General features: G+C 73.0%; 23 protein-coding genes. 8 read left to right on the top strand and 15 right to left on the bottom strand.

The window, feature by feature from the left end; translation table 11 throughout:
• The 3 genes from tpiA to LV78_RS36455 all read left to right on the top strand — a co-directional run bounded on the left by tpiA (window position 1) and on the right by LV78_RS36455 (window position 1,508).
• Window positions 1-786 carry a triose-phosphate isomerase gene (tpiA, locus tag LV78_RS36465; RefSeq protein ID WP_253850658.1) on the top strand — a complete coding sequence of 262 codons (786 nt, stop codon included), beginning with the start codon at window positions 1-3 and terminating at the stop codon, window positions 784-786.
• Window positions 787-879: 93 nt separating this feature from the next.
• Entirely contained in the window at window positions 880-1,113 is a 234-nt protein-coding gene (gene secG, locus LV78_RS36460; RefSeq protein WP_015803903.1) for a preprotein translocase subunit SecG, read from the top strand.
• 50 nt (window positions 1,114-1,163) lie between these two features.
• Window positions 1,164-1,508, top strand: a complete 345-nt coding sequence (locus tag LV78_RS36455; protein ID WP_041837022.1) for an RNA polymerase-binding protein RbpA — start codon at window positions 1,164-1,166, stop codon at window positions 1,506-1,508.
• An 81-nt stretch (window positions 1,509-1,589) separates the two neighbouring features.
• Here LV78_RS36455 and LV78_RS36450 read toward each other — a convergent pair whose 3' ends face one another.
• Window positions 1,590-2,528, bottom strand: a complete 939-nt coding sequence (locus LV78_RS36450) for a hypothetical protein (protein ID WP_253850657.1) — start codon at window positions 2,526-2,528, stop codon at window positions 1,590-1,592.
• Between the two features lie 44 nt (window positions 2,529-2,572).
• On the opposite strand from LV78_RS36450, the gene LV78_RS36445 reads away from it, so the two are divergent.
• Complete coding sequence (locus LV78_RS36445) at window positions 2,573-3,838, top strand: hypothetical protein (RefSeq protein ID WP_253850656.1); 1,266 nt, start codon at window positions 2,573-2,575, stop codon at window positions 3,836-3,838.
• Between the two features lie 560 nt (window positions 3,839-4,398).
• Here LV78_RS36445 and LV78_RS36440 read toward each other — a convergent pair.
• The 7 genes from LV78_RS36440 to tkt form a co-directional block, all read right to left on the bottom strand.
• Window positions 4,399-5,736, bottom strand: a complete 1,338-nt coding sequence (locus tag LV78_RS36440; RefSeq protein ID WP_253850655.1) for a sensor histidine kinase — start codon at window positions 5,734-5,736, stop codon at window positions 4,399-4,401.
• Between the two features lie 427 nt (window positions 5,737-6,163).
• Window positions 6,164-6,943 carry a 6-phosphogluconolactonase gene (pgl, locus tag LV78_RS36435; RefSeq protein WP_253850654.1) on the bottom strand — a complete coding sequence of 260 codons (780 nt, stop codon included), beginning with the start codon at window positions 6,941-6,943 and terminating at the stop codon, window positions 6,164-6,166.
• A complete protein-coding gene (gene opcA, locus LV78_RS36430) occupies window positions 6,940-8,058 on the bottom strand; it encodes a glucose-6-phosphate dehydrogenase assembly protein OpcA (RefSeq protein WP_253850653.1) in 1,119 nt (372 codons plus the stop codon). Before opcA ends, pgl begins: the two co-directional genes overlap by 4 nt.
• A complete protein-coding gene (gene zwf / locus LV78_RS36425; RefSeq protein ID WP_253850652.1) occupies window positions 8,055-9,596 on the bottom strand; it encodes a glucose-6-phosphate dehydrogenase in 1,542 nt (513 codons plus the stop codon). Before zwf ends, opcA begins: the two co-directional genes overlap by 4 nt.
• Window positions 9,593-11,212, bottom strand: a complete 1,620-nt coding sequence (locus LV78_RS36420; RefSeq protein ID WP_253850651.1) for a phosphoglucose isomerase-related protein — start codon at window positions 11,210-11,212, stop codon at window positions 9,593-9,595. Before LV78_RS36420 ends, zwf begins: the two co-directional genes overlap by 4 nt.
• A 2-nt stretch (window positions 11,213-11,214) precedes the next feature.
• The gene (gene tal, locus LV78_RS36415; RefSeq protein ID WP_015803894.1) at window positions 11,215-12,327 is read right to left on the bottom strand and encodes a transaldolase; all 1,113 of its coding nucleotides are present in this window, start codon (window positions 12,325-12,327) and stop codon (window positions 11,215-11,217) included.
• Window positions 12,328-12,359: 32 nt separating this feature from the next.
• Window positions 12,360-14,459 carry a transketolase gene (gene tkt / locus LV78_RS36410; RefSeq protein WP_253850729.1) on the bottom strand — a complete coding sequence of 700 codons (2,100 nt, stop codon included), beginning with the start codon at window positions 14,457-14,459 and terminating at the stop codon, window positions 12,360-12,362.
• A gap of 273 nt (window positions 14,460-14,732) precedes the next feature.
• Between tkt and LV78_RS36405 the strand changes: the two genes are divergently transcribed.
• A complete protein-coding gene (locus LV78_RS36405) occupies window positions 14,733-15,656 on the top strand; it encodes a heme o synthase (RefSeq protein WP_253850650.1) in 924 nt (307 codons plus the stop codon).
• 98 nt (window positions 15,657-15,754) lie between these two features.
• Here the strand turns inward: LV78_RS36405 and LV78_RS36400 are convergent, their stop codons facing one another.
• From LV78_RS36400 to LV78_RS36380, 5 genes are all read right to left on the bottom strand, one after another.
• Window positions 15,755-16,138, bottom strand: a complete 384-nt coding sequence (locus tag LV78_RS36400) for a hypothetical protein (RefSeq protein WP_253850649.1) — start codon at window positions 16,136-16,138, stop codon at window positions 15,755-15,757.
• A 1,012-nt stretch (window positions 16,139-17,150) separates the two neighbouring features.
• Complete coding sequence (locus LV78_RS36395) at window positions 17,151-17,801, bottom strand: sigma-70 family RNA polymerase sigma factor (protein ID WP_253850648.1); 651 nt, start codon at window positions 17,799-17,801, stop codon at window positions 17,151-17,153.
• A gap of 118 nt (window positions 17,802-17,919) precedes the next feature.
• Complete coding sequence (locus LV78_RS36390; protein ID WP_015803889.1) at window positions 17,920-18,558, bottom strand: HD domain-containing protein; 639 nt, start codon at window positions 18,556-18,558, stop codon at window positions 17,920-17,922.
• A 251-nt stretch (window positions 18,559-18,809) separates the two neighbouring features.
• Window positions 18,810-19,457, bottom strand: coding sequence for a hypothetical protein (locus tag LV78_RS36385; protein ID WP_253850647.1), 648 nt, complete (start codon window positions 19,455-19,457; stop codon window positions 18,810-18,812).
• Window positions 19,458-19,463: 6 nt separating this feature from the next.
• Window positions 19,464-20,471 carry a hypothetical protein gene (locus LV78_RS36380; RefSeq protein ID WP_372495026.1) on the bottom strand — a complete coding sequence of 336 codons (1,008 nt, stop codon included), beginning with the start codon at window positions 20,469-20,471 and terminating at the stop codon, window positions 19,464-19,466.
• 238 nt (window positions 20,472-20,709) lie between these two features.
• On the opposite strand from LV78_RS36380, the gene LV78_RS36375 reads away from it, so the two are divergent.
• Window positions 20,710-21,264 (top strand): FKBP-type peptidyl-prolyl cis-trans isomerase, encoded by a 555-nt coding sequence (locus LV78_RS36375; RefSeq protein ID WP_253850646.1) that lies wholly within the window; start codon window positions 20,710-20,712, stop codon window positions 21,262-21,264.
• A gap of 99 nt (window positions 21,265-21,363) precedes the next feature.
• Here the strand turns inward: LV78_RS36375 and LV78_RS36370 are convergent, their stop codons facing one another.
• A complete protein-coding gene (locus LV78_RS36370) occupies window positions 21,364-22,335 on the bottom strand; it encodes a quinone oxidoreductase family protein (RefSeq protein WP_253850645.1) in 972 nt (323 codons plus the stop codon).
• A gap of 151 nt (window positions 22,336-22,486) precedes the next feature.
• The gene (locus LV78_RS36365) at window positions 22,487-24,094 is read right to left on the bottom strand and encodes a DUF885 domain-containing protein (RefSeq protein ID WP_253850644.1); all 1,608 of its coding nucleotides are present in this window, start codon (window positions 24,092-24,094) and stop codon (window positions 22,487-22,489) included.
• A 38-nt stretch (window positions 24,095-24,132) separates the two neighbouring features.
• Here LV78_RS36365 and LV78_RS36360 point away from each other — a divergent pair, with 38 nt between their 5' ends.
• Together LV78_RS36360 and LV78_RS36355 are read left to right on the top strand one after the other, a co-directional pair.
• Complete coding sequence (locus tag LV78_RS36360) at window positions 24,133-24,420, top strand: hypothetical protein (protein WP_253850643.1); 288 nt, start codon at window positions 24,133-24,135, stop codon at window positions 24,418-24,420.
• Window positions 24,417-25,286: an ATP-grasp domain-containing protein gene (locus LV78_RS36355; protein WP_253850642.1), complete on the top strand. Its 870-nt coding sequence runs from the start codon at window positions 24,417-24,419 to the stop codon at window positions 25,284-25,286. The genes LV78_RS36360 and LV78_RS36355 overlap by 4 nt, the downstream gene beginning before the upstream one ends.
• Window positions 25,287-25,339: the final 53 nt, after the last annotated feature.

Raw genomic sequence — 25,339 nt, 5'->3', positions numbered from 1 at the left:
ATGGCGCGCACTCCGCTGATCGCGGGCAACTGGAAGATGAATCTGAACCACCTGGAGGCCATCGCCCTGGTGCAGAAGATCGCCTTCGCGCTGCCCGAGAAGTACTACGCCAAGGTCGAGGTGGCGGTGCTCCCGCCGTTCACCGACATCCGCAGCGTGCAGACCCTGGTCGACGGCGACAAGCTCCTGCTCAAGTACGGCGCGCAGGACCTGTCGCAGCACGACTCGGGCGCCTACACCGGCGACATCTCGGGCGTGATGCTCGCGAAGCTCGGCTGCTCCTACGTCACCGTGGGCCACTCCGAGCGGCGCGACTACCACAACGAGGACGACGCGACCGTCAACAAGAAGGTCAAGGCCGCCCTCAAGCACGGGATCACCCCGATCTTCTGCCTCGGCGAGAAGGTCGACGTGCGGGAGAGGGGCGAGCACGTCGCCTTCTGCACCGACCAGCTCGTCGCCGGCCTCAAGGGCCTGACCGCCGAGCAGGTGCGCGGCGTCGTCATCGCCTACGAGCCCGTGTGGGCGATCGGCACCGGCAAGGTCGCCAGCGCGGCCGACGCGCAGGAGGTCTGCGCCGCGCTGCGGGTCAAGCTGGCCGAGGCCTACGGCGAGGACGTCGCGTCCGAGGTCCGGGTGCTCTACGGCGGCTCGGTCAAGTCCGGCAGCGTCGGCGAGCTCATCGCCCAGAAGGACGTCGACGGCGCCCTCGTGGGCGGCGCGAGCCTCGACGGCGACGAGTTCAGCAAGCTCTGCGCGCTCGCCGCGGGTGGTCCCCTACCCTGACCACTGGCCTGAACACCCTGGCCACCCGCGTCGTCCACGTACGGCAGTCGACCGGGTACTCTGTGGCGTCACCTGCCTGACAGCGAGGAAGAGATGAACACTTTCCTGCAGATCCTCCTGATCGTGTCCAGCCTGCTGCTCATCCTGCTGGTGCTGCTGCACCGCGGTCGGGGTGGCGGTCTGTCTTCGCTGTTCGGTGGCGGTATGCAGTCGAGCCTGTCCGGCTCCAGCGTGGTGGAGAAGAACCTGGACCGCCTGACGCTGTTCGTCGGCGCGATCTGGGTGATCGCCATCGTGGGCATCGGCTTGATTCAGAAGGTCGCCTGACAACTCCGGTCGGCGACACGGAAATCCACGTGGTGGGGGTGTGAGGGTCGATGGCTGGTGGTAACGCGATTCGCGGTACCCGCGTCGGCGCAGGCCCGATGGGCGAGTCGGAGCGCGGCGAGTCCGCGCCCCGGCGTCGGGTGTCGTACTGGTGCGCCAACGCGCACGAGTCGCGCCCGTCGTTCGCGGTCGAAGCGGACGTCCCGGAGATGTGGGACTGTCCGCGGTGCGGTCTTCCGGCAGGTCGGGACGAGCAGGCTCCGCCTGCTCCCCCGCGCAACGAGCCGTACAAGACGCACCTCGCCTACGTGAAGGAGCGCCGCTCCGACGCGGACGGCGAGGCGATCCTCGAAGAGGCGCTCACCAAGCTGCGCAGGCAGCGCGAAGAGCCCTAGCTAGCAGGCACCGTCGGCGAGAGGCCCCGTGGATCACCACGGGGCCTCTCGCTTTGGTGGCACAACTCACCTGACGCCCTGTCACGCGCTCGCGCGGACCCGGCGGAAGCCCCGGAACTGCCGCAGCAGCACGAGACCGCCCACCAGCGCCACCGCCGACACGCCCAGCACCGCGGGCAGCACGCCGCCCGTCGAGCTGGTGACCACCACGTTCACGCTTCCCACCAGCACGATCCCGCAGTACGCGCGGATCTCGTGCCGCCCGGCCTGGGCGGTCGGGAACTCCACGGGCGAGCTGAACCTGCCCGCGTCGTCCGCCGTCGTCGAGCCGACCTGCTCGCCCAGCGACGACAGCGTCACCGAGGCGCCGGGCGTGCACCCGGTGCCGGTCGCGTTCAACGGGTCACCCGGCTGCACGTCGTCCTTGTCGATCACCAGCACGCCGTCGCCGTGCGGGACCGCGCTGCTCGGCTCGGAGGCCGAGGAGGACGGGGCCGACGTGGCTGTGGTCGTGCTGGTGGTCGTGGTCGTCGTGGTGCTGGTGGTGGTGCTCGGCCGCGTGGTCGTGGTCGGCGCCGCCGGGGGCGGCGCCTGCTCCGACGTCTGCGGCGGCTTCGGGTCGTCCTCCTCCTGCGGCGGCGGTTGCTGCTGCGAGGTCTCGCCACCGGTCACGGTGAAGGCGCCCGAGACGGTGCTCGGGCTCGGGCACACCGTCCGCGCGGTCACCCGGTGCCTGCCCGGCTTCGCCGTGGACGGCACGACCGCCCACGTCGACCCCGAGCCGGACCAGCCGACCCCGCCGTTGCCGATGACGACGTCGCCGTCCCAGACGACCTGCACCGAGTAGTTGTGGCACGTCACCCGGAGCCCGGTCCACTGGACGCTGAACCCGGTGCCCGGCTTGCCGGAGCTGACCGACATGCCGAGCGAGCCCTGCGCCTGCGACACCGGTGCGGTCACGAGGGTGGACAGGGCGTAGGCGAGGACAGCCAGTACGGATAGTGTTCCAGCCGTTCGCATTTCTCCCAGTCCCCTGAACGTCGAGGTGCTTTGTGAGACGCATTATGGGCAGGGTCGTCCCACTGCTCCTGTGCGGGATGTTCCTCGCGGGCGCACCGGCCCTCGCCCAAGGCGACACCGCGACCATGACGGCGTCCGTCGACGGGCAGCAGTTCAGCGACAACCGGCTCGTGCTCGACCCCTCGGGCTCGCGCAAGGTCACGGTGACCGTCCACAACGGATCGGCGGAGACCAGGCAGGCGCGCGTCATCCGGTTGTCGGGCGGCGCGTTCGGCCTGGAGTTCTTCTCCTACGAGACCACCGTGCCGTTCGAGGTCCCCGGCCGCACCAGCGTGACGCGCGCGTTCGTGCTGGACATGGCCGGGCTGGAGGGCAAGGCCACCGGGCTGGTGCCGGTGCGGTTGGAGCTGCTGGACGACCGGCGCGAGGTGATCGCCTCGCGCGGCAGCACCGCCGACGTGCGCGGGTCGGTGCTGTCGGTGTACGGCGTCGCCGGGCTCGTGCTGCTCGTGCTGGCGGTGGCCGCGTGGTCGGCGGCGCTGTGGGCGATGGTGAAGGGCGTCCTGCCGCCGCGCCGCTCGCGCAGGGCGCTGCAGTTCGTGCCCGCCGGGCTCGCCACCGGGTTCGCGGCGGTGGTGTGGTCGTCGGTGCTGCGGGTGCTGACGCCGGAACCGGTCGCGGCCGGGGCGGTGGTCGTGGTGCTCGTGGTGGCGGCGATGGTGGTGGGGTACCTGGCGCCGTCGCAGCAGGCCGTTGCGCGGGCTGAGGAGGACGGTGCCGGGTCTTCGGGCCCGGTTCCCGCAGTGGTGCGGGGTGCGGAGGACGACGGGGCGCAGGGGGGCGCTCAGGGCGTGCGGCGGGGTGGCGCGGGGGAGTCCACCGCGATCGCGCCCGCCGTGGTCGGCGGCGAGGAAAGCGCTGGGGCGCAACCGGATGGCGGTCGGGGGGCCGGTGGCGCGGGCGCTCCGGGCGCTCCGGCCCAGCAGGGCAGGCCGGGTCCCGCCAGGCCGACCGCTCCGGTGGTCCCGCCCCAGGGCGGTCCCTCGGGCGCGCAGGCGCACGGGGCTCCCCAGCCGGGGCGTCAGGTCCCCGCGCAGGGCGGCGACCAGGCGACCACGAAGTTCCAGGCCGTCAAGGCGCCCACCAGGCCGCCGGTCCAGACCGCGCCCGCCGAGATCACGTCCCCGGCGGACTCGGAGGCCACCCAGCGCCTGCGCCCGGTCGGCACCCCGATGCAGGCGCCCACGCAGGGCTCCGCCGAGGCGACCCAGCGCATCCGCCCGGTCGGCGACCAGGGCAAGCGCCGCTGAGCGGTGCGGCCGGTCCTGCCAGGCCGCACCGCCCACCGCTCGACTCGACCGCCTGCCCGCTGCCCGGCTCGACCGCACCGCCTGCAACTCGGCTCGACGGCCCGGTTCGACCGCTCGGCTTGACCGCCTGGTTCGACCGCTCAGCTCGATGGCTCGGTTCGAGCGCCTGGTTCGACCGCGCTGCTCGACCGCTCGGTTCGCCTGCTCGGCCCGCTAGCTCGGTTCGTTCGCCCGCCGGGAATCCCGCACCGAACTGCCAACTGTTGACTGACAACAGTTGGCAGTTCGGTTTCGGCCTCGACCGACCACCGCCGGGCACCAGCACGAGCGCTGCCCGACACGCCCGGCCCGTTCCGCACCCGGCCTGTGCTCGGTCCGACCTACGTCCGGTCTGACCGCCGCCGAGTCCCGCCCGCGCTCAGCCCTCTTCGCTCCCGGCCTCTTCCCGCGCCGTTTCCGCGACCGGCCCTCCGCGCGCCCTCACCTCGTTCCCGCTCCCGGCTGCTTCCCGCTTTCCGTTGCGCGCCAGAGGTTTCCCCGGTGTTCTCCTGCGCGGCCGGTCACCCGCGCCCGGTCGCGCCCACTGGATCGCTCCCATCAGCAGCCCCGTCAGCCACCCCGCCGTCCACCCCACCCGCTCCCGCGTCCAGCGGGAAGTCCACGCGCACCACGAACCCCCCGTCGTCCGTGGGCCCCGCGTGGAACCGGCCGTGCAGCAGCGCCGCCCGCTCGCGCAGCCCCACCAGCCCGTGGCAGCCGCTCGGCAGCCCGGCGCCGCCCCGGTCCGGGGGCGCGCCGTTGCGGACCTCCGCGCGCACGCGCTCCCCGTCCGACACCACGACCACCGCCGCCGACGCGCCCTCCGCGTGCTTGCGCACGTTCGTCAGCGCCTCCTGCACCGTCCGGTACACCGCCCCCGACACCGGTCCCGGCAGGTCGCGGACCGGGCCGTCCACGCGCAGCGACACGTCCGTGCCCAGCAGCAGCTGCGGCAGGTCGGCCACGCCCGGCTGCGGGGGCTCGTCGGCCGCGCGCAGCACGCTCACCAGCTCGCGCAGCTCGTTCAACGTCCTGGTGCTCAGCATCCGGATGTTCCCCGCCACCTGCTTCGCGTCCGGGTCCCGCACGGTGACCCGCAGCGCCCCCGCCTGCACCGCGATCAGGCTCACCTGGTGCGACACCACGTCGTGCATCTCCCGCGCCAGCCTGGCCCGCTCGTCGGCCCGCACGGCGCGCGCGTGCAGCGCCCGCTCCCGCTCCCGCCCGGCGGCCAGCTCACGCACCCGCGCGGACAGCTCGGCCCGCACGTGCGCGAGCAGCCCGATCGCCACCGGCATCCCCGCCACGATCCCGCCGTAGATCGCGTCGTGGACGTGCGCGGTCCACGGCAGGGCCAGGAACTCGTCCACCGGCCACAGGAAGAACCGGGCGAACCACACCAGCCCGGCGCCGATCGCGGTCTGCGCGGAGCGGGGCCGCAGCCAGGCGAGCGTGCCCAGCGCGATCATCGCGGCCAGCTGCGACCAGCCGAACAGGAAACCGGGGATGGTCAGCAGCACCACCAGGAACGGGCACCGCCGCCGGAACACCACGGCCAGCACCGCGACCCCGGACAGCAGCCTGCTGTACCCCTCGGCCTCGGGCAGCACCCGCAACCACACGTCCAGCGCCGCCACGGCCACCGCCGCGACGTCCAGCAGCAGGCCTCCGCGCGGACCGACCAGCGCCCGCAGCGCGGCCCACCGGGCGCGCAGCCCGAGCCGGACGCCCGCTCTTCCCGCACCGGCCCGCGAGCCCCGGACCCGCGAGCCCCGGACCCGAGCGCCGAACCCGCCCGCGCCGAATCCCTCCGCGCCGAACCCGCCATCGCCGAACCGCACCGCAGTCGCACTGGGCATGACCCGCTCCTCCACCCCCGATGTGCTCATCACCCATCGAGACAGCGCGATCACGCGGACGGGACGCGGCAAACCCGACGAAGTTGCGACCGCGAACGTCGGACGCCCGTGAACGGCGCCACAGCAAAAGGTAAACGCTGGTCAGCGGCTTGTCGACGGTCCGGGGTCGATTTCGCGGCGCACAGCGTTCACACAGCGGTCACACAGTGTGGACGCCGGGCGACGGGCCGCCGCCGGAACCGGCGGGCGCCCGTCGAGCCGCGTAAAGGGCAGTCGAGCCCCGGAAAAGGACAAGGGCGGCGTGATCCGCCGCCCTCCAGACCCCGGCCCTCCGGGGAACCCCGCCGCCGCGCCCGACCGGGGTCGGGGACGGCGGGGGGTGATCCGGTGCTGGTGGCGCTCCAGTGGGCCACCAGCACCGCGCGCGTCACGCCAGCGGGGGAGTGAACAGCTCCGGCACCTTCGCCGCCGCCGCCGAGTCCAGCAGCCACAGCGTCCGCCGCTGCCCCACGGCGCCCGCCGCGGGGAGCTGCACCTCACCGGCTCCGGCCAGGCCCATCGCCACCGCCGCAGCCTTGCCCTCGCCCGTCGTCATCAGCCACACCTCGCGGGCGCGGCGGATCGCGGGCAGGGTCAGGCTGACCCTGGTGGGCGGGGGCTTCGGGCAGTTGCGCACCGCCACGACCGTCCGCTCCAGCTCGTGCACCGCAGGGGAGTCGGGGAAGATCGAGGCCACGTGGCCCTCCTCGCCGACGCCCAGCATGCACACGTCGAACTGCGGCACCGACCCGTGGTCCTCCGGTCGCGCCGCCGCCGCCAGCTCGTCCGCGTAAGCGGCGGCAGCCGCCTCCGGGTCGTCGCCGAAGCGCCCGTCGGAGGGCTCCATCACGTGCACCCGCGCCGGGTCCACCGGCACGTGGTCCAGCAGCGCCGCCCTGGCCTGGGTCTCGTTGCGCTCCGCGTGCCCTGCGGGCAGGAAACGCTCGTCACCCCAGTACAGGTCGACCTTGCCCCAGTCGACCGCGTCCCGCGCGGGCGCCCGGCGCAGCTGCTCCAGCACCGCGACGCCGGTCCGCCCGCCGGTCAGCACGACCGACGCCGACCCGCGCGCCGCCTGCGCGTCCACCAGCTTCGTCACCAGGCGGGCAGCCGCGGCGGCGGCCAGCAGGTCGCCGTCGCGGTGCACCACCACCTCGGGCTCGCTCACGAGCCCGCCTTCGCCGCGCGCACGGCCGACTTCGGCGCCTTGGCGGCCTTGGCCTTCGGCTTGACCGCCTCGGGCGTGTCGGCCCCCTCGGAGCCCAGCGGCTCGGCCAGGGTCTCCACCGCGTCCGACTCCGGGGCCGGGGCGGGCTCGACGGGCGCCGCGTCGGCCTTGCGGGCCACCGGCTTCGCGGCGGGCTTGTTGCGCGCCACCTTCGCCAGCGACCGCAGCGCCGCCTCGTACACCTCGTCCGGGTCGAGCCTGCGCAGCTCCTCGGCCAGGCAGTCCCGCACCGACCGGCGCTGCAGCGCCACCCGGCGCGCGGGCTGCCCCGGCTGGGTCAGCGTGCCGACCGCGCCGTCCGGCCGCACCAGCTCCACCGACCCGGAGGGCCGGTCCAGCCGCACGTCCACGATGCCCTGGCCCTTGGTGGCCTTGACCCGCTTCACCGGAACCTTCAGGTACGCCGCGAGCCACGCCGACAGCAGGTCGGTCGACGGCGAGTCGGCCTCGCCGCTGACCTCGGCCTCGGTGATCGCCTCGAACGGCGGCAGGTCCAGCGCCGAGGCGAGCATCGCCCGCCACAGCGTCAGCCGCGTCCACGCCAGGTCCGTGTCACCGGGCGCGTAGGACGACCGACGCTGCTCCAGCGCCTTGATCGGGTTCTTCTCGGCCGCCGAGTCGGTGATCCGGCGCTGCGCGAGCTGCCCGATCGGGTCCTTCGACGGCGACGACGGGGCCTCGTTCGGCCACCACGCCACCACCGGGGTGTCCGGCAGCAGCAGCGGCACCACGCACGAGGCGCCCTCGGACGCGAGCGGCCCGTACAGGCGCAGCACGATCACCTCGGACGCGCCCGCGTCACCGCCGACCCGGATCTGCGCGTCCAGCCGCGCGGCGGCCTGGCGGGCGCCGCGCGCCACCACGATCACCCGGCAGGGGTGCTCGCGGCTGGCGTCGTTCGCCGCTTCCACAGCCTCCTCGGTCTTGCTGCCGTCGTCGGTCACGATGACCAGCGTCAGCACCCGGCCGAGGGTGACCGCGCCACCCTCCTCGCGCAGCTGCACGAGCTTCGAGTTGACCTGCGACGTGGTCGTCGAGGGCAGGTCGATGATCACGGTCGCCTCCAGTGCCTGCCGGTGCGGGCCAGCATCTCGTCAGCGGACGGCGGTCCCCACGTGCCTGCCTTGTACTTCTCCGGCTCGCCGATGCTCGCCCAGTGCTCGATCACCGGGTCGAGGATCTCCCAGGAGAGCTCGACCTCGTCGTTCTTCGGGAACAGCGACGGCTCGCCGAGCAGCACGTCCAGCAGCAGCCGCTCGTAGGCCTCCGGCGAGGACTCGGTGAACGCGTGCCCGTAGCCGAAGTCCATCGTGACGTCGCGGACCTCCATCGTGTTGCCCGGCACCTTGGAGCCGAACCGGATGGTCACGCCCTCGTCCGGCTGCACCCGCACCACCAGGGCGTTCTGCCCCAGCTCCTCGGTGGAGGTGTCGTCGAACGGCAGGTGCGGCGCACGCTTGAACACCACGGCCACCTCGGTGACCCGGCGGCCGAGCCGCTTGCCGGTGCGCAGGTAGAACGGCACGCCCGCCCAGCGGCGGGTGTTCACCTCGGCGGTGATGGCGGCGTAGGTCTCCGTGGTGGAGTCCTTGGAGAAGCCGCCCTCCTCGATCAGGCCGGGCACCTTCTGCCCGCCCTGCCAGCCGCCGGTGTACTGGCCGCGCGAGGTCGTCTCGTCGAACGGGCCCACCAGCCGGGTGGCCGACAGGACCTTCACCTTCTCCGCGCGCAGGTCGCTGGGGCGGAAGGAGACGGGCTCCTCCATCGCGGTCAGCGCCAGCAGCTGGAGCAGGTGGTTCTGGATGACGTCGCGCGCCGCGCCGATCCCGTCGTAGTACCCCGCGCGACCGCCGAGGCCGATGTCCTCGGCCATGGTGATCTGCACGTGGTCGACGTAGTTCGCGTTCCAGATGGGTTCGTACAGCTGGTTCGCGAAGCGCAGCGCCAGGATGTTCTGCACCGTCTCCTTGCCGAGGTAGTGGTCGATGCGGAACACCGACTCCTCGGGGAAGACCTCGTTCACGATCCCGTTCAGCTGCTTCGCGCTGGCCAGGTCGTGCCCGAACGGCTTCTCGATCACCACGCGGCGCCACTGCGTCGGGTTGTCGCCGGGGGGCGAGGCCAGACCGGCGCGCTTGAGCTGGTTCACCACGGTGGTGAACGCGCTCGGCGGCACCGACAGGTAGAACGCGTGGTTGCCTCCCGTGCCGCGCTCCTCGTCGAGCAGCCGGATCGTCTCGGCGAGCGAGTCGAACGCGGCGTCGTCGTCGAAGCTGCCCTGCACGAAGCGGATGCCCTCGGCGAGCTGGTCCCACACGGCCTGCCGGAACGGCGTGCGCGCGTGCTCCTTGACCGCGTCGTGGACGACCTGCATGAAGTCCTGGTCTTCCCAGTCGCGGCGGGCGAACCCGACGAGCGCGAAGCCCGGCGGCAGCAGGCCGCGGTTGGCCAGGTCGTAGATCGCGGGCATGAGCTTCTTGCGCGACAGGTCGCCCGTCACGCCGAAGATCACCAAGCCGCTGGGGCCCGCGATGCGGGGCAGCCGCTTGTCCCTGGGGTCGCGCAGCGGGTTGCGCTGCTCGGCGGTGGTCACGAGCCGTCCTCCTGGATGGCCTCCACGAACTGGGCGAGCCCCGCGACCCGGTCGGTCAGGTGCAGCCGCAGCACCGGGCGGCCGTGCTCGGCGAGCACCTGCCCGTCGCCGAGGGCCTGCGCCAGCTGGAGCGTCGCCAGGTCGTACGGGCGGCCGGGAACGGCCAGCTCCTGGTCGGACACGCCCGTGAGCTGGAGGAACACGCCGTTCTGGTGACCGCCCTTGTGGTACTGGCCGGTCGAGTGCAGGAAGCGCGGGCCCCAGCCGAAGGTGGTCTGGAGGTGCGTGCGCTTGGCCAGCTCGGCCCTGCTGAGCGCGAACGACGCGTCGTTCACCCGGTCCAGGTAGGCCTGCACCGACAGGTAGCCCTTGTCCGGAGCCGCCGCGACCAGCGCGCGCAGCGCCTCCGCCACCGTCTTGGCGTCCTTCGGCAGCCAGTCGCCGCCGGAGACGTGCACCTCGACCGGGCCGTCGGTGAACGCGGGCGTCGCGGGCCCGGACGCCGGGGCGTCCAGCAGCGAGCGCGCCGCCTTCTTCGCCGCCTCCACGTCGGGCTGGTCGAACGGGTTGATCCCGAGCACCCGGCCCACCAGCGCGGTGGCGACCTCCCACAGCAGGAACTGGGCGCCGAGGGAGCCCTCGACCGCGAGCGCGGACGACCCGGTGGCCGGGCCGATCGCGACGGTCGTGGCGTCGGAGCCCGCGTCCACGAAACCGGGCGCGCCGGGACCCTCCACCACGACGGGCAGCAGGCCGGTGCTGTTCTTGCCGGTGGACTCGGCCACCAGCTGCTCGGCCCAGTCGCCCAGGCCCGAGATGCCGGAGCCGGTGTCGGCGAGGACGACCTTCTCCGCGCCGTGCGCGTGCGCCACGCCCAGCACGGCGGCCAGCCGCACGGCCGGGTTGTCCGCCGAGTCGGCGAACACCAGCGGCGCGGCGGCGGCGGCCTCGTCGAGCAGCTTCTCGACGTCCACGCCCGCCAGGCCCGACGGGACCAGGCCGAACGCGGTGAGCGCCGAGTAGCGACCGCCGACGTTCGGGTCGGCCAGGAACACCTTGCGGTACCCGGCCTCCTCGGACGCCTCCTGCAGCGGCGAGCCGGGGTCGGTCACCACGACGATGCGCGACTTCGGGTCGACGCCCGCAGCCGCGAACGCCTCCTCGAAGATCCGCCGGTGGCTGTCGGTCTCGACCGTGCCGCCGGACTTGGACGACACCACGAGCACCGAGCGCTCGGGGCTCTCCACCAGCGCCTCGACCACCTGGCCGGGGTCGGTGGTGTCCAGCACCACCAGGGGGACCCCGGCGGTGCCGGTGATCACCTCGGGCGCGAGCGAGGAACCGCCCATGCCCGCGAGGACCACCCGGTTGACGCCCTCCGCCAGCAGCTCCGCGCGCAGCGCGGCGATCTCTGCCAGCAGCGGGCGGGACGTCTCGTGCAGCTTCGTCCAGGCGAGTCGGATCGACGCCTCGGGCTCGGCCTCGGGACCCCACAGCGTGGCGTCCCCTGCGGCGAGCCTGCTGGGCACCGCGTCGCGGAGCAGGTCGGACACGACGGTCTCGACCTGCTCCGCGTTCGGCGCCCGGACGATCTCCACGGAGATCACCTCGGTCATCGTCAGCCCTTCGCCTTCTCCAGCTGACCGGTGACGGTCTCCAGCAGCTCGGCCCAGGACTTCTCGAACTTGTCGACGCCCTCGGTCTCCAGCGTGACGAAGACGTCGGTCACGTCGACGCCCGCCGCCGCGATCGCGTCGAACACGGCCTGCGCCTCGTCGGCCTTGCCGGTGACCGTGTCACCGGTGATCTGACCGTGGTCGGCGACCGCGTCCAGGGTCTTCTCCGGCATGGTGTTGACCACGCCGTCGACGACCAGCTGGTCGACGTACCGGGTGTCGGAGTAGTTCGGGTCCTTCACGCCGGTCGACGCCCACAGCGGGCGCTGCGCGTTCGCGCCGTCCGCCGCGAGGGCCTCCCAGCGCGGGCCGGAGAACACCTCCTGGTAGGCGGCGTAGGCCAGCACGGCGTTCGCGATCGCGGCCTTGCCCAGCAGGGACTTGGCCTCGTCGGTGCCGATCGCGGACAGCCGCTTGTCGATCTCGCTGTCCACGCGGGACACGAAGAACGACGCCACCGAGTGGATGGTGCGCAGGTCGTGGCCGTTGGACTTGGCCAGCTCCAGGCCCGCCAGGTAGGCGTCCATCACCGCGCGGTAGCGCTCGGTGCTGAAGATCAGCGTCACGTTCACGCTGACGCCCTCGCCGAGCGTCTTGGTGATCGCGGGCAGGCCCTCGACCGTGCCGGGGATCTTGACCATGAGGTTCGGCCGGTCGACGGCCTTCCACAGGTCGAGCGCCTCGGCGGCGGTCTTGTCGGTGTCCTTGGCCAGGCGCGGGTCCACCTCGATGGACACCCGGCCGTCGACGCCGTTCGACTTGGCGTAGACGTCGCGGAACAGGTCGCAGGCGTTGCGCACGTCGGTCGTGGTGGTCTCGCGCACCACGGCCTCGGTGTCGGCGCCGCGCGCGGCCAGCTCGCGCACCTGCGCGTCGTAGGCGTCGCCCTTGGACAGGGCGCCGGCGAAGATCGTCGGGTTGGTGGTCACGCCCACCACGGCCTTGTCCGCGATCAGCCCGGCCAGGTTGCCCGAGTCCAGCCGCTCGCGCGACAGGTCGTCGAGCCAGATCGACACACCGGCGGCGCTGAGGTCGGCCAGCGGTTTCGCAGTCATGTTCGCTTCTCCCCTAGAAAAAGAGTCGTCGGTCAGCGGGTGGCGTCCAGCGACCGGCGGGCGGCGGCCACGACGTTCTCGGTCGTGAAGCCGAACTCGCGGAACAGCGTCTGGTAGTCGGCGGAGGCGCCGAAGTGCTCGATCGAGACGATCTCGCCCGCGTCACCGGTGAACCGGTGCCACGGCTGGGCGATGCCTGCCTCGACCACGACGCGCGCCTTCACCGAGGACGGGATGACCGACTCGCGGTACGCCTCGTCCTGGGCGTCGAACCACTCGACGCACGGCATGGACACCACACGCGCTGCAACGCCGTCGGCCTCCAGGACCTTCCGCGCCTCGACCGCCATCTGCAGCTCGGAGCCGGTGGCGATCAGCACGACCTCGGGGGTCCCGGTGGAGGCGTCCTCCAGCACGTAGCCGCCCTTGGCGACGCCCTCGGCGGCCTTCTCCTTGGTGCCTTCCAGCACCGGGAGGTTCTGCCTGGTCAGCGCGAGGCCCGCCGGACCGGTCGGGTTCTCGATGATCGCCCGCCAGGACGCCGAGGTCTCGTTGGCGTCGCCGGGGCGCACCACCGCGAGACCGGGGATCGCGCGCAGCGCGGCCAGGTGCTCGATCGGCTGGTGCGTCGGGCCGTCCTCGCCGAGGCCGATGGAGTCGTGCGTCCACACGTAGGTGACGGCGGACTTCATCAGCGCGGCCAGCCGCACGGCCGGGCGCATGTAGTCGCTGAACACCAGGAACGTGCCGCCGTACGGGCGGGTCGGGCCGTGCAGCGCGATGCCGTTGAGGATCGAGCCCATCGCGTGCTCGCGGATGCCGAAGTGCAGCGTGCGGCCGTACGGGTTCGCGCTCCACGTGCTCGTGGAGGAGCTCTCCGGGCCGAACGAGTCCGCGCCCTTCATCGTGGTGTTGTTCGACTCGGCCAGGTCGGCCGAACCGCCCCACAGCTCCGGCAGGACCGGGGCCAGCGCGGACAGCACGTCGCCGGAGGCCTTGCGGGTCGCGACGCCCTTGGCGTCCGGCTCCCACACGGGCAGCGCGTCGGTCCAGCCCTCGGGCAGGTCGCGGCCGATCAGGCGGTCCAGCAGCGCCTTGCGCTCCGGGTTCGCCGCCGCCCACGCGTCGAAGGACTTCTGCCACTCGGCCTTGGCGGCCTCGCCGCGCTTGATGACCGAGCGGGTGTGGTTGATCACCTCGTCCGAGACCTCGAAGGTCTGCTCCGGGTCGAAGCCCAGCGCCTTCTTGACCTCGGCCACCTCGGCGTCGCCCAGCGCGGAGCCGTGGATCTTGCCGGTGTTCATCTTGTTCGGCGCCGGGAAGCCGATGATCGTGCGCAGCACGACCAGCGACGGGCGGGCCGTCTCGGCGCGGGCGGCCTCCAGCGCGGCCAGGATGCCGGAGATGTTCTCGCCGGACTCCACGACCTGCACGTGCCAGCCGTACGCCTCGTAGCGCTTGGCGGTGTCCTCGGACAGCGCGATCGCGGTGTCGTCCTCGATCGAGATCTTGTTGTCGTCGTAGATCAGCGTGAGGTTGCCCAGCTGCTGGTGGCCCGCGATCGACGAGGCCTCGGAGGTGACGCCCTCTTCGATGTCGCCGTCGGAGGCGATCACGTAGACCTGGTGGTCGAACGGGCTCTCGCCCGCCGGGGCCTCCGGGTCGAACAGGCCGCGCTCGCGGCGGGCGGCCATCGCCATGCCCACGGCCGAGGCGAGGCCTTGGCCCAGCGGTCCGGTGGTGATCTCCACACCGGGGGTGTGGCGGTGCTCCGGGTGGCCGGGGGTCTTGGAACCCCAGGTGCGCAGCGCCTTCAGGTCGTCCAGCTCCAGGCCGTAGCCCGCCAGGTACAGCTGGATGTACAGCGTCAGGCTGGAGTGACCCGCCGACAGCACGAAGCGGTCGCGGCCGATCCAGTCGGCGTCGGCCGGGTCGTGGCGCATCACCCGCTGGAACAGCGAGTAGGCCACGGGGGCGAGGCTCATCGCGGTGCCGGGGTGGCCGTTGCCGACCTTCTGGACGGCGTCGGCGGCGAGGACACGCGCGGTGTCGACGGCGCGCTTGTCCAGCGCGGTCCAGTCGGCGGGGACGGTGGCCTCGGTCAGCCGGGTGATGTCATCGGACACGGAGATTCCAGCTCCAGTCTCAGTGCGGGCGGCGGTCCACAGACAAGGCTTCTCAATCGATCCCGTCAGGGCCTATCCGCGGTTTTTGCTCATCCTCCGACCAGCCTAGTCCGCTGTTCGGGCGCATGTGCCACCGAACGCGCGCAGATCCGCTGTGCGTGATCGCACAGGGCGTGTTCGCGCTTGAGTGCCCCTGGTCACCACCTACCCGAAAGGGCCGGCGCCACACCTCGCGGTTACGATCCGTTCATCCCCGATCTGACAGAGGAGCGCCCTGCGATGAGTGCCGTTGCGCAGGCCCCTGCGCGGAGTCCGCGGCAGGTCGTCGGCGCGTACGTCGCGCTGACGAAGCCCAGGGTGATCGAGCTGCTGCTGATCACCACCATCCCGGCGATGCTGCTCGCCGAGCGCGGGCTGCCGCCGCTGTGGCTCATCGCGTGCACGCTCGCGGGCGGAACGCTCGCCGCGGGCAGCGCCAACGCCCTGAACTGCTACATCGACGCCGACATCGACTCGGTGATGAAGCGGACGGGCAGCAGGCCGCTCGCCAAGAACTCGATCCCACCGCGCAACGCGCTGATCTTCGGCGTCGTGCTCGGCGTCGTCTCGTTCGCGTTCCTGTGGATCACCACGAACCTGATGTCCGCGGTGTTCGCGGTCGCGACGATCCTGTTCTACATCTTCGTGTACACGCTGGTGCTCAAGCGCCGGACCTCCCAGAACATCATCTGGGGCGGCCTCGCGGGCTGCATGCCGGTGGTCATCGGCTGGTCGGCCGTCACCGGCACGGTGGAGCTGCCCGCGCTGGCGATGTTCGGCGTGATCTTCTTCTGGACGCCGCCGCACACCTGGGCGCTCGCGATGAAGTTCAAGGAGGACTACGCGCGGGCGGGCGTGCCGATGCTCCCCGTCGTGGCCACCGCGCAGCAGGTGACCAGGCAGATCGTCATCTACTCCTGGGCGACCGTGCTGTGCAGCCTGCTGCTGGCGCCGGTGACGAGCTGGATCTACGTGGGCGTCGCGCTGGCGTCGGGCGTGTGGTTCGGGGTGTTCGCGCACCGGCTGCACGGGGTGGTCCGCAAGGGCGGGTCGACCAACACGATGAAGTTCTTCCACATGTCGAACCTGTACCTGACCCTGGTGTTCTGCGGCCTGGCCGTGGACGCGGTGGTGGGGCTGCCGGTCCTCGGGTGGCCGTTCTGATCCAGGGCTAGCGCCCGGCGAGGGCCGGGGTCCGGGTTTCCGGGCCCCGGCCCGCTGCTTTTCCGGGGGTTCTCGCGGGTTTCGGGGCGGCCGGGGTTTCAGGGGTTCTTCAGGTCCTCGGCGAGCAGGGCGGTCAGGTCGAGCTCCGCGAGCGCCGGGTTGGTGTACCCGTGCTCGTCGGTCCACGGCACGTCCCCGTCGTCGACGGTGACCCGCCAGTCGGCGTCGGGGAGGGCGCGGCGCAGCTCGGTGACGGCGGCCTGCCAGTGCACGAGCGAGGGGACGGTGCGGTCGAGCTCGAAGGGGAGCTTGGTGGAGCCGTTCAGCACGGCGCCGTCGACGGGGTAGAGGTAGAGGCCCTCCTCGTCGTCCGGGTAGGGGGCGGTGTCGTTCCACCGGGTGACGATCGCGTCGACGGCGGCGCGCTCGGCGTCGGTGAGCGGGGTGGCGCGGGTGGCGGCGTAGTAGAGCGAGACTCCCATGGGCTGGAGGGTAGGGGCGGGGACCGACAGTTCCGGGCGGTTCAGCCGCCGGGGTGCGCTCCCCGCACTGCCCGCCCCCGGACCCCGAAGCCCGTCCCGCGCGGTCCGGCGGGGCGCCGGGCGCGCTGTTCGCGCAGGTCCTGCCACTGGCCGGGAGGAATCCCGCCGCGCCCGCGCCGCGCTGCCGGGCGAACGGGGCAGCGCGCGGGCGGCCACGCGGACCGGGGGAGCGGCTGAACGGCCTCGGCCCGCGTGCGTCCGCACGCCGTCGAAGCCGGGTCTGAGACCCCCGACCCCGGCGTTTGGGGCGCGCCTGGACGCCCTGTCCGCGAGGCCTGCCGATCGCCAAGCAGGCAGGCCCCTTCGCAAGTCCCGTCGACGGCCAACCGGGCAGGCCCTCTCGGCAAGCCCCGCCGATCGCCAAGCGGGCAGGCTCTCCCGCAAGCCCCGCCGACCGGGCACGCCCCTCGGCGCGCCTTGGGCGCTCCCGAGCCGCAGGACTGGGAATCGCGCCCGTCCGTGCCTGCCCCGCCAGCTCCCAGCGCCTCGTCCTGCCCTGCCCGCCCAGCGCCTTGTGCCCCGCCCGCGCCCCGCTCCGCACTCCGCGTCCCTCGCCCCCTGGCAAGACCCCCGTTCCCTGGCAAGTCCCCCGTTCCCGACCAGCGCTCCCGTCCCCGCCCCGGACAGCCCAACGGGCGGGTCGCCGTCCTGCCCGGCGTCCCGCCCAAGCCCTCGTCCCACACCCCTCGCCCGTCCGCGCGTCCCCACGCGCGGCGCCCACGCCGTCGTTCGTCCCGCCCCTTCGCCCGCGCCCGGCGCCGATGCCCGCAGCGCGCCCGCCCCGCGCGGCCCTCGCTGGCGCTGAGCGTCAGCCCCCGAACCCCCTCACCCCACCTGCCCCGCTGGCAGCCGCCCCCGCCCCAACCTCAAACCGGCGCCGATGACGCCCGGCCCCGCGTCCGCCCCCGCGCGCCACCCCTGCCCGAGGTCACCCGCGCGGAACACCGCCCCCTCAAGCCAGCACCGACGACGCCCCGCCCGCCAGCGCCACCCGCAGCCGCGCCAGCGCCCGGTGCTGCGCCACGCGCACCGCGCCCGGCGTGGAGCGCACCGCGTGCGCCGTCTCCTCCGCCGACATCCCCACCACCACCCGCAGCAGCAGGATCTCCCGCTGCTTCTCCGGCAGCACCCGCAGCAGCTCCGCCATCTGCTCCGACACCTCGCCCTGCAGTGCCCGCGCCTCCGGACCCGCCGACGACTCCGGCTTGTCCGGCAGCTCCGCCACCGGCTCCGCGCGGTTGCGCGCCGCGAAGCGGTGCACGTCCGCCACCTTGTGGGCGGCGATGCCGTACACGAAGGCCAGGAACGGGCGTCCCTGGTCCTGGTAGTTCGGCAGCGCCTTCAGCACCGCCAGGCACACCTCCTGCGCCACGTCGTCGGCGGTGGCGTAGGCGCCGCCGACGCGTGCGCGGCAGTACTTCACGATCAGCGGGCGCAGCACGCCCAGCAGCCTCTCCACGGCCGCGCGGTCGCCCGCCACGGCCGCCGTCACGTCGCTCCTCGACACGGCTAACGCGGCGCGGGCCGCCGCCGCGCCGACCGGTCTCGCCGCGCGCTCGCGCTGGCGAGGAGCACCGACCGCCCTCTCACCGGTGAATTCCATACCCGAGACACCTCCACGCCCGACCGCGGCTCACCCTCTGGCGGTAGGGGGACGCGCGAGCGGCCGGGCTCTTACGGAGGTTTTCGAGAAAATCTTGAAAAACTTCGTTGTGGCAGGTTTAGGGCACCGCTGCCAGCAGCTCCTCCACGGTCGGGTCGTCCAGCGACTCGACGATGCACTGCCACAGCTCCAGGTTCGCGCTCGCCCACCTGGAGTACAGGGCGGCGGCCTGGGGGTCGTAGAAGTAGTACCCCTCGTCGTGCTTGGACCGCTGCTCGCCGACGATCTTGTGCGCGAGCTGGCGGAGCGTGATGCCGTTCTCCAGCAGGTACTTCGGCGCCAGCACGACCGGGGTCACCGGTAACGCCTTGAACAGGGTGTCGGCGTCGGACAGCGCCTGCGCCTCGACCGAGATCCACCGGTCGCGGGTGCGCATCTCCGCCTCCTCGACCACCTCGTCGACCCGCAGCGCCGCCTCGTCGGGCACCCCGGCGTCCGCCAGGATCTCCATCCGCAGCTCCCGCCCGTCCACGGGCAGCGAGTTGCGGCGCACCACGTAGTTGACGTCGTGCACCAGCGCGGCCACCTCGACCAGCGCCACGTCCGCCCCGTTGCGCCCCGCGAACAGCACGGCCTTGTCGCGCACGAAGCTCACGTGGTGCCAGCCGTGGAACTGGAGGTTCGCCGCGTGGTCCTGGCACAACCGCCACACGCGCTTCTCCACGACCTCGGTGGAAACAGCAGTGATCATCCTCATCGGACCCTCCCAGAGCCGGGTGGGCCGATGGTATGGCGGCGCGCGAGCCCTCAGGGTGCCCGAAGAGCGCCCGCTCGGCGGGGCGGGTCGGGCCCCCGGACCGGTCGCGCGGGGGAGGGGGCCGCGCGTCCGGGGCGCAGGACCGCCGCCCAGCACGGGGAACGGTCCGGCGGCGGGGTGGCCCGGCCGGGTGGAAACGCTCCGGAACCGGGCAGCCCCGCACGGGTGAAGCCCGACGAGGTGAACGCGTGTCACAACCTCCCGGTCAGCACCTCCCAGCGCGCCTCCACCGGCACGTGCCGGTGGCTGGTCCCGGTGCCGGGGTCGTAGGACAGGCTCCACGGGCTCACCGCCCGCGACTTGACCAGGAACGTCATCGTCCCGTCGATCGCGCGCGGGATGCGGTGGAACTCGTGCGCCAGCATGGTCCCGGACACCCCGGCCCGGCAGTCGGCGCTGCGCAGCGGGGCGACCTCGGAGATCGCCGTGCCCTCGGGCGCCAGCCGCACGCGGTAGCGCTCGTGCAGGTAGCCGCCGGACAGGATGACCGTGCAGAAGTGGTAGCGGTGGTTGTGGACGGAGTCGGCGTAGCCCGGCCGCCAGTCCCGCTGCGGCTTGTACTCGTGCAGCCAGAACGTGAACGGCTCGGCGGGCTCGTCCCGCAGGCACCAGGCGAAGTGCGTCGTCGTCTCGCGGGACCGGGCCACCACGCGCATCTCCTCCCTCGGGCCGAGCGAGCGCAGGTCCTCGCGCACCCGCTCGCGCAGCCCCGGAGCGCAGGCCCACGCGGAGAAGCACTCCGCGACCCGGTCCCAGTTCGCGGGGCCGGGTGGGTGGTCGTCCGAGACGAGGGCGGCGAGTTCCGCGAGGGCGGAGAACCCGGTGGTGTGGGTCTGCACTGCTTATCAGCTCCCCAACTGAGCAGAGGCGGAGAATTCCCGGCGGAAGTGGTGGAACTTCGCCTCCAGTGCGTCGAACGCCGGTTCCGTCAATGCGGTCCCGGTGATCTTCTCGAAGAGCGCGAAGAAGTCAGCCCGAGTGGTCGCGGGAGTCAGCGAGAAGTGGAACCCCGCCTTGGAATTGCTGATCCTGAGGAACTCGGCCCTTTCCATCCCGTAGAGAAAGGAGCCCTCGGAGAACCTCAGCGTGCGCGGGTAGAGCCGCATCGAACCGGAAGCGGTCCCGGTGTACAGGGTCAGCCAGGCGCTGTCGTCGAACAGCTCCAGCCGGTCCAGCGGCGGGTCGGACACGATGGTCACGTCGATCCGGCTGGCCCGCCCCCGCGCCAGGAACAGGCCCACCAGGCCGACCGCGACCTGCTCGCGCAGGTCGGCGCGGATGGTGTCGTAGTCGCCGTCGGAACCCGCGTTGCGCAGCAGGTACCTGGCCCTGCCGGTGATCGCGTCCTCGTCGGCCGGGTCGGCGAGCACCACGCGCAGCTCGCACTCGGACTTGGCCAGCAGCAGGCGGGACGCGGCGTAGCGCCCCGCGAACCCGCGGAAGCAGTACAGCCTGGTGCGCTCCAGGTCCTGCATCATGAGCTGGTTGAACGCGGGGTCCGGCCTGGCCGTCGGCTCGAACACGTGGCTGGGGAAGAACTCGCGGTCCAGCGCGCGGTACTCGTCGGTCAGCTCGCGCAGCGCCTTCCGGCTCTCCGCGACCACCGGGTCGACCATGGCGCGGCGGGTGGCCGTGCTGGTCACGAGCGTCTGGGTGAACCCGACGACCGCGGACACCATCGTGCTGGCGCCCAGCGAGGCGACCAGGTTCCTGGCCGTGCCCTGTTCCATCCCGCTGGAAATCACCATCGAGACCCCGGAAGTGGTCACGAGTATCAGCAGGAGAAGCCCGGTCCGGGTCCAGAACAATTCCACCAACAGCTTCATGCGGACGCCGTCAGGCTCCGCCGACACGGTGTCACCTCCTTGGTCGGCACACGAACGGATCAGTGCCGCGTGGTGTTATGGTTGACGCGGGAAGCAACTGTACGCGGGGCCGCAGTTTTGCGGAAGGCGTATTTGGTTGGACATTTTCAGTGAATTTTCCCGACCGCCCGACCACCCTGCGCGGGTGACCTGGGCGAGACGTCCCCGGACGCGCCCCATAAGCTCGACGACCATGCGTACCGTCGGCCGATCGGCCCTGGCTCTCGTGTCCTTGCTGTCCGCCGGAGTGGCGCTGACCGCCTGCACCCCCAGCGACCGCCCGTCCACCCAGACCGGGGAGAACACCCCCGCCGCCACCGCGCCCGCCGCGCAGACCGGCGGCAACAAGGTCAGCAAGCCCTCCGGCCCGCCCTGCCAGCCGGAGCAGTACCAGGTCGGCGGCGAGTTCGGCCAGAAGCCGACCATCACCGTCCCCCGGGACTGCGCCCCGCAGGACGGCCTGCTCACCCGCGACCTCAAGGAGGGCGAGGGCGCCGAGGCCAAGCAGGGCTCCACGGTGACCGTCAACTACGAGCTGGTGACCTTCAGCGACGGCAAGACCGCCGACTCGTCCTTCGAGCGCGGCGCCACCTTCGACGTCGAGGACCTGGGCAACGCCCCGGTCATCACGGGCTGGAACCAGGGCCTGGTCGGCATCAAGGAGGGCGGTCGCCGCCTGCTGGTCATCCCGTCCGACCTCGGCTACGGCCCGCAGGGCAACCAGGGCATCAAGGGCGGCGAGACGCTGCTGTTCGTGGTGGACGCGGTCAGCGTCAAGTAGTCCCGAGAGCACCCGAACGGCCCAACACGCGGGAGAGCCCCGGCACGAGGCTGCCGGGGCTCTCCCGCGTCCTGACTCTGAGCGGGGCGGATCAGCCCGTCACGGGATCAGCAGCAGCTTCCCGGTGGTCCTGCGCCCCTCCAGGTCGTCGTGCGCCCGAGCCGCGTCGGCCAGCGGGTACCGGCCGCCGATCCGCACGTCCAGCTTCCCCTCCCGCACCGCCGCGAACAGCTCCCCGGTCCGCCACGCGCGCTCCTCGGCCTTCAGCACGTGCGCGGCCAGGGTCGGCCGGGTCAGGAACACCGAACCGGCCGCGTTCAGCCGCTGCGGGTCCACCGGCGGCACCGGGCCGCTCGCCGCGCCGTACAGCGCCAGCACCCCGCGCACGCGCAGGCTGGCCAGGCTGCCGTCGAACGTGCTGCGCCCGACGCCGTCGTACACCGCCGCCACGCCCTCGCCGCCGGTCAGCTCGCGCACCCGCGCGGCGAAGTCCTCCCGGTCGTACCGGACCACCTCGTCCGCGCCCGCCCCGCGCGCCAGCTCCGCCTTCGCGTCGGTGGACACCGTCGCGATCACCCGCCCGCCGCGCGCCTTCGCCAGCTGGGTCAGCAGCAGCCCGACCCCGCCCGCCGCCGCGTGCACGAGCACCGCGTCGCCCTCCTGAACCGGGTAGGTCGACGCGACCAGGTAGTGCGCGGTCAACCCCTGGAGCAGCAGCGCCGCCGCCACGTCGTCCGACACCCCCTCGGGCACCGGCACCACCGAGACCTCGGGCAGCACGACCTGCTCGGCGTAGCTGCCCGCCGCCGAGTACCAGGCCACCCGGTCGCCCACCGCGACCCCGTCGACGCCCTCGCCGACCGCCCGCACCCGGCCGGAGCCCTCCTGGCCGAGCCCGAACGGCAGCGGCACCGGGTACAGGCCCGACCGGTGGTAGGTGTCGATGTAGTTGACCCCCGCCGCGGCCACGTCGACCAGCACCTGACCGGCGCCCGCCTCCAGTGGCCCGACCTCGGCGTGCTCCAGCGCGTCGGACCCGCCGTGCGCGCGAACCAGGACCGCCTTGGGCATTACCGCACCTCCGTGCTCTCAGGACTTCAGCTAACGGGACTTCACAGCTCTCGGCACCGCCGACCACACCGCGCGAACGCGGCCACACGCCCTCCAGCGCGACCGGTGGCCGCCCTGTTCCCGCGCGACCACCGGTCCCACCCACCGGGCGCTACCGCCCCAGCACGACCTGCCGCGCCAACCCCAGCGGCAGCGCGCCCGACCCGGCGATCAGGTCGTGGAACTCCCGCAGCGTCCCGCGCCCCTCGTCCAGGTACTCGCCCCGGATCCGCTCGATCTCCAGCGCCCCGGTCAGGTAGGACGGCGCCTGCGTCGGCCACGCGCAGTACCGGGTCACCTCGCCCTCGGCGGTGCCCGGCGTCAGCGACGCCTTCGTCACCATGAACTCCTCGGCCTGCGCCGCGGTCATGTCGCCGCAGTGCAGCGCCGTGTCCACCACCATCCGCGCCGCCCGGAACAGCCGCGCCTCCACGTGCGCCAGCTCCTGCGCCCGCTCGGTGAAGTACCCCTGCTCGCGCAGCAGCTTCTCCGAGTACAGCGCCCAGCCCTCGGAGAAGTACGGCGTCCGGAACACCTTGCGCACGGTCCGGTCCTGCGTCGCCAGCCACGACAGGTGCCAGTGGTGGCCGGGGTACGCCTCGTGCACCGCGATCGTGGCCAGCTGCGACCGCGAGTTGGTGCGCAGCCGCTGCGCGACCTGGTCGGCGGTGAACTCCTCCGGCGGGGTGGGCACGAAGAAGTGCCCGAGCCGCGAGTCGGTCAGCGGCGGCGGCTGCATGTACGAGGCCACCGACAGCACCGGCCGCTGGAACGCGGGGGAGGGCACCACCCGGCACTCCTCGCCGTCGGCCAGCGTCACCAGCCCCCGCTCCACCAGGAACTCCCGCGCCCGCCGCGTCTCCGCCTCGTACTCCGCGCGCATCGCCTCCGGCGTCGGCGGGTGGTCCTCCTGCAGCGCGAGCATCACCGAGTGCCAGTCGTCGGCCCCGGCCAGCGCCCGCATCTCGGCCTCCAGCTCCGCGTACGCGGACCTGCCGCGCTCGTGCAGCTCCGAGGCCCCGTAGCCGAGCAGCTCCTGCTCGGTCAGCAGCCGCGAGTACAGCTCCTCGCCCATCCGCCAGTTCCCGCGCGCGGTCTCCGCGAACGACTCCAGGAACGCCGCCAGCTCGTCGAACGCCACCGCCGCGGGCTCGGCCGCCTGCGCGACCCGCGCCCGCAGGTCCGCGTCCGCCACCTCGGAGGGCAGCGTCCCGGTCAGGAACGCCCGCCCGGCGCGGGCCTGCGCCGCGCCCCGCAGCACGATCTTGGGCGAGGCCAGCTCCGGCGACAGGTTCGCCCGGCACGCGGCCAGCACCGACGGCACCTCGGCGAGCCTGGCCAGCACCGCGTCGACCAGCTCGGCCTCGGGCCGCAACCGGTTCAGGAACGCGGAGAACAGCGGGAACAGCACCGCGCCGGTGTAGGTGGACGGGTCGCGCCGCCACGCGGGCCACTCGGCCTTGGCGCGCGCCCCGCGCAGCACCGACACCACCAGCGCCCGGTCCACCGCGTCGGCCGGGTCGGTCGGGGTGGCCTCGGTGAACCGGTCGAGCCAGGTCCGGGCCTGCCGCTCCTGCGCCAGGAACGCCTCGGCGGTGAAGTCGCCGAGCGTCCGGTCGTGGTCGAGCGAGCCGAGCATGGCCGCCGAACCGGGGTTGGCGTCGAAGTGCCAGCGGAGGAAGCCGTCGACGAGCTGGGCGTGGGTCGTGGATTCGGTCACGTGCACGGAAATTACCCGCAGCACCTACCCTGGCGGGCGTGGCAGAGGACAAGAAGATCGCTGGAGGCGTCCGGGCGGCGTCGGCTTTCGTGGCGGCCCACGGCAAGCCCTCGCGCGCCGTCGTGGAGAACATCGGGCGGGCGGGCGCGCGGGTCGTGCTGGTCGGCGCGGACGGCGCCATGGGCGACCTGGTCCTGCCGGACGTCGAGACCGCCGAGAAGGTCGTCGAGGCCGTCGCGGACCTGGACGCGGCCGAGTGGGACCGCGAGACCAGCGACGCGCTGAAGATCGGCCCCGGCCACCGCAGGAAGATGGCCCGCCGGTGAAGGTCGTCCTCAGCACCTGCGAGCGGCTGGCGGACGGCGACGTCGACGACGCGCCCCTGGTCGGCGCGCTGGCCGACCTCGGCGTGCACGCGAGCTACTCGGTCTGGGACGGCCCGGACGCGGGCGAGGCCGCAGCCGCCGCCGACCTCGTCGTGCTGCGCACCCCGTGGGACTACCCGGAGAAGCTGGACGCCTTCCTGCCGTGGGTCGACTCGCTGCCCGCGCTGGCCAACCCGGCCCCCGTGGTCCGCTGGAACGCGGACAAGGCCTACCTGGTCGACCTGGCCTCGGACGGGGTCGCCGTGGTGCCCACCGCGCTGGCGACCGCCGGGTTCGCCGACTGGCCGCGCGACGTCGAGTTCGTGGTGAAGCCGACCGTGGGCTCCGGCTCGCGCGGCGCGCTGCGGATCGCCCCGAACGACGTGGCGACCGCCGAGCGGCACCTGGCCGAGCTGGCCGCGCCCGCGCTGGTGCAGCCCTACCAGTCCGGGGTGGACAGCGCGGGCGAGACGGCGCTGGTGTTCTTCGCGGGCCGCTACTCGCACGCGTTCACCAAGGGCGCGATGCTCACCGAGGACGCGGTCTACGACGAGACCGGCCTGTACGTCCTGGAGCGGCTCGGCCCGTCCACCCCGCCCCCCGCGTACCGGCGGCTGGCCGAGGACGTGCTGGACGCCGCGACCGACCGCTGCGGGCTGCGCCGCTCGGAGCTGCTGTACGCGCGGGTCGACCTGATCCCCGGTCCGGGGGGAGCGCCGCTGCTGCTGGAGCTGGAGCTGGTCGAGCCGTCGCTGGGCTTCCGCCAGGCCGACGCGGGCGCGCCGCTCCGCTTCGCCTCGGCGGTCAGGGCCGCGCTGGCGGGCTGACCGACCCCCGGACGACCGGTGGCCCGCGCCTCCCCAGGCGCGGGCCACCGTCG

This window comes from Actinosynnema pretiosum, assembly GCF_024171695.1.
GTDB lineage: Bacteria > Actinomycetota > Actinomycetes > Mycobacteriales > Pseudonocardiaceae > Actinosynnema > Actinosynnema pretiosum.
This window is presented reverse-complemented; position numbering and strand designations above follow the sequence as displayed.

Bases quoted from the DNA above. Each gene is read 5' to 3' on its own strand.
- tpiA (WP_253850658.1), top strand. From the start codon at position 1: ATGGCGCGCACTCCGCTGATCGCGGGCAACTGGAAGATGAATCTGAAC.
- secG (WP_015803903.1), top strand. From the start codon at position 880: ATGAACACTTTCCTGCAGATCCTCCTGATCGTGTCCAGCCTGCTGCTC.
- LV78_RS36455 (WP_041837022.1), top strand. From the start codon at position 1,164: ATGGCTGGTGGTAACGCGATTCGCGGTACCCGCGTCGGCGCAGGCCCG.
- LV78_RS36450 (WP_253850657.1), bottom strand. From the start codon at position 2,528: ATGCGAACGGCTGGAACACTATCCGTACTGGCTGTCCTCGCCTACGCC.
- LV78_RS36445 (WP_253850656.1), top strand. From the start codon at position 2,573: ATGGGCAGGGTCGTCCCACTGCTCCTGTGCGGGATGTTCCTCGCGGGC.
- LV78_RS36440 (WP_253850655.1), bottom strand. From the start codon at position 5,736: ATGCCCAGTGCGACTGCGGTGCGGTTCGGCGATGGCGGGTTCGGCGCG.
- LV78_RS36420 (WP_253850651.1), bottom strand. From the start codon at position 11,212: ATGACCGAGGTGATCTCCGTGGAGATCGTCCGGGCGCCGAACGCGGAG.
- tal (WP_015803894.1), bottom strand. From the start codon at position 12,327: ATGACTGCGAAACCGCTGGCCGACCTCAGCGCCGCCGGTGTGTCGATC.
- LV78_RS36405 (WP_253850650.1), top strand. From the start codon at position 14,733: ATGAGTGCCGTTGCGCAGGCCCCTGCGCGGAGTCCGCGGCAGGTCGTC.
- LV78_RS36400 (WP_253850649.1), bottom strand. From the start codon at position 16,138: ATGGGAGTCTCGCTCTACTACGCCGCCACCCGCGCCACCCCGCTCACC.
- LV78_RS36395 (WP_253850648.1), bottom strand. From the start codon at position 17,801: ATGGAATTCACCGGTGAGAGGGCGGTCGGTGCTCCTCGCCAGCGCGAG.
- LV78_RS36390 (WP_015803889.1), bottom strand. From the start codon at position 18,558: ATGAGGATGATCACTGCTGTTTCCACCGAGGTCGTGGAGAAGCGCGTG.
- LV78_RS36370 (WP_253850645.1), bottom strand. From the start codon at position 22,335: ATGCCCAAGGCGGTCCTGGTTCGCGCGCACGGCGGGTCCGACGCGCTG.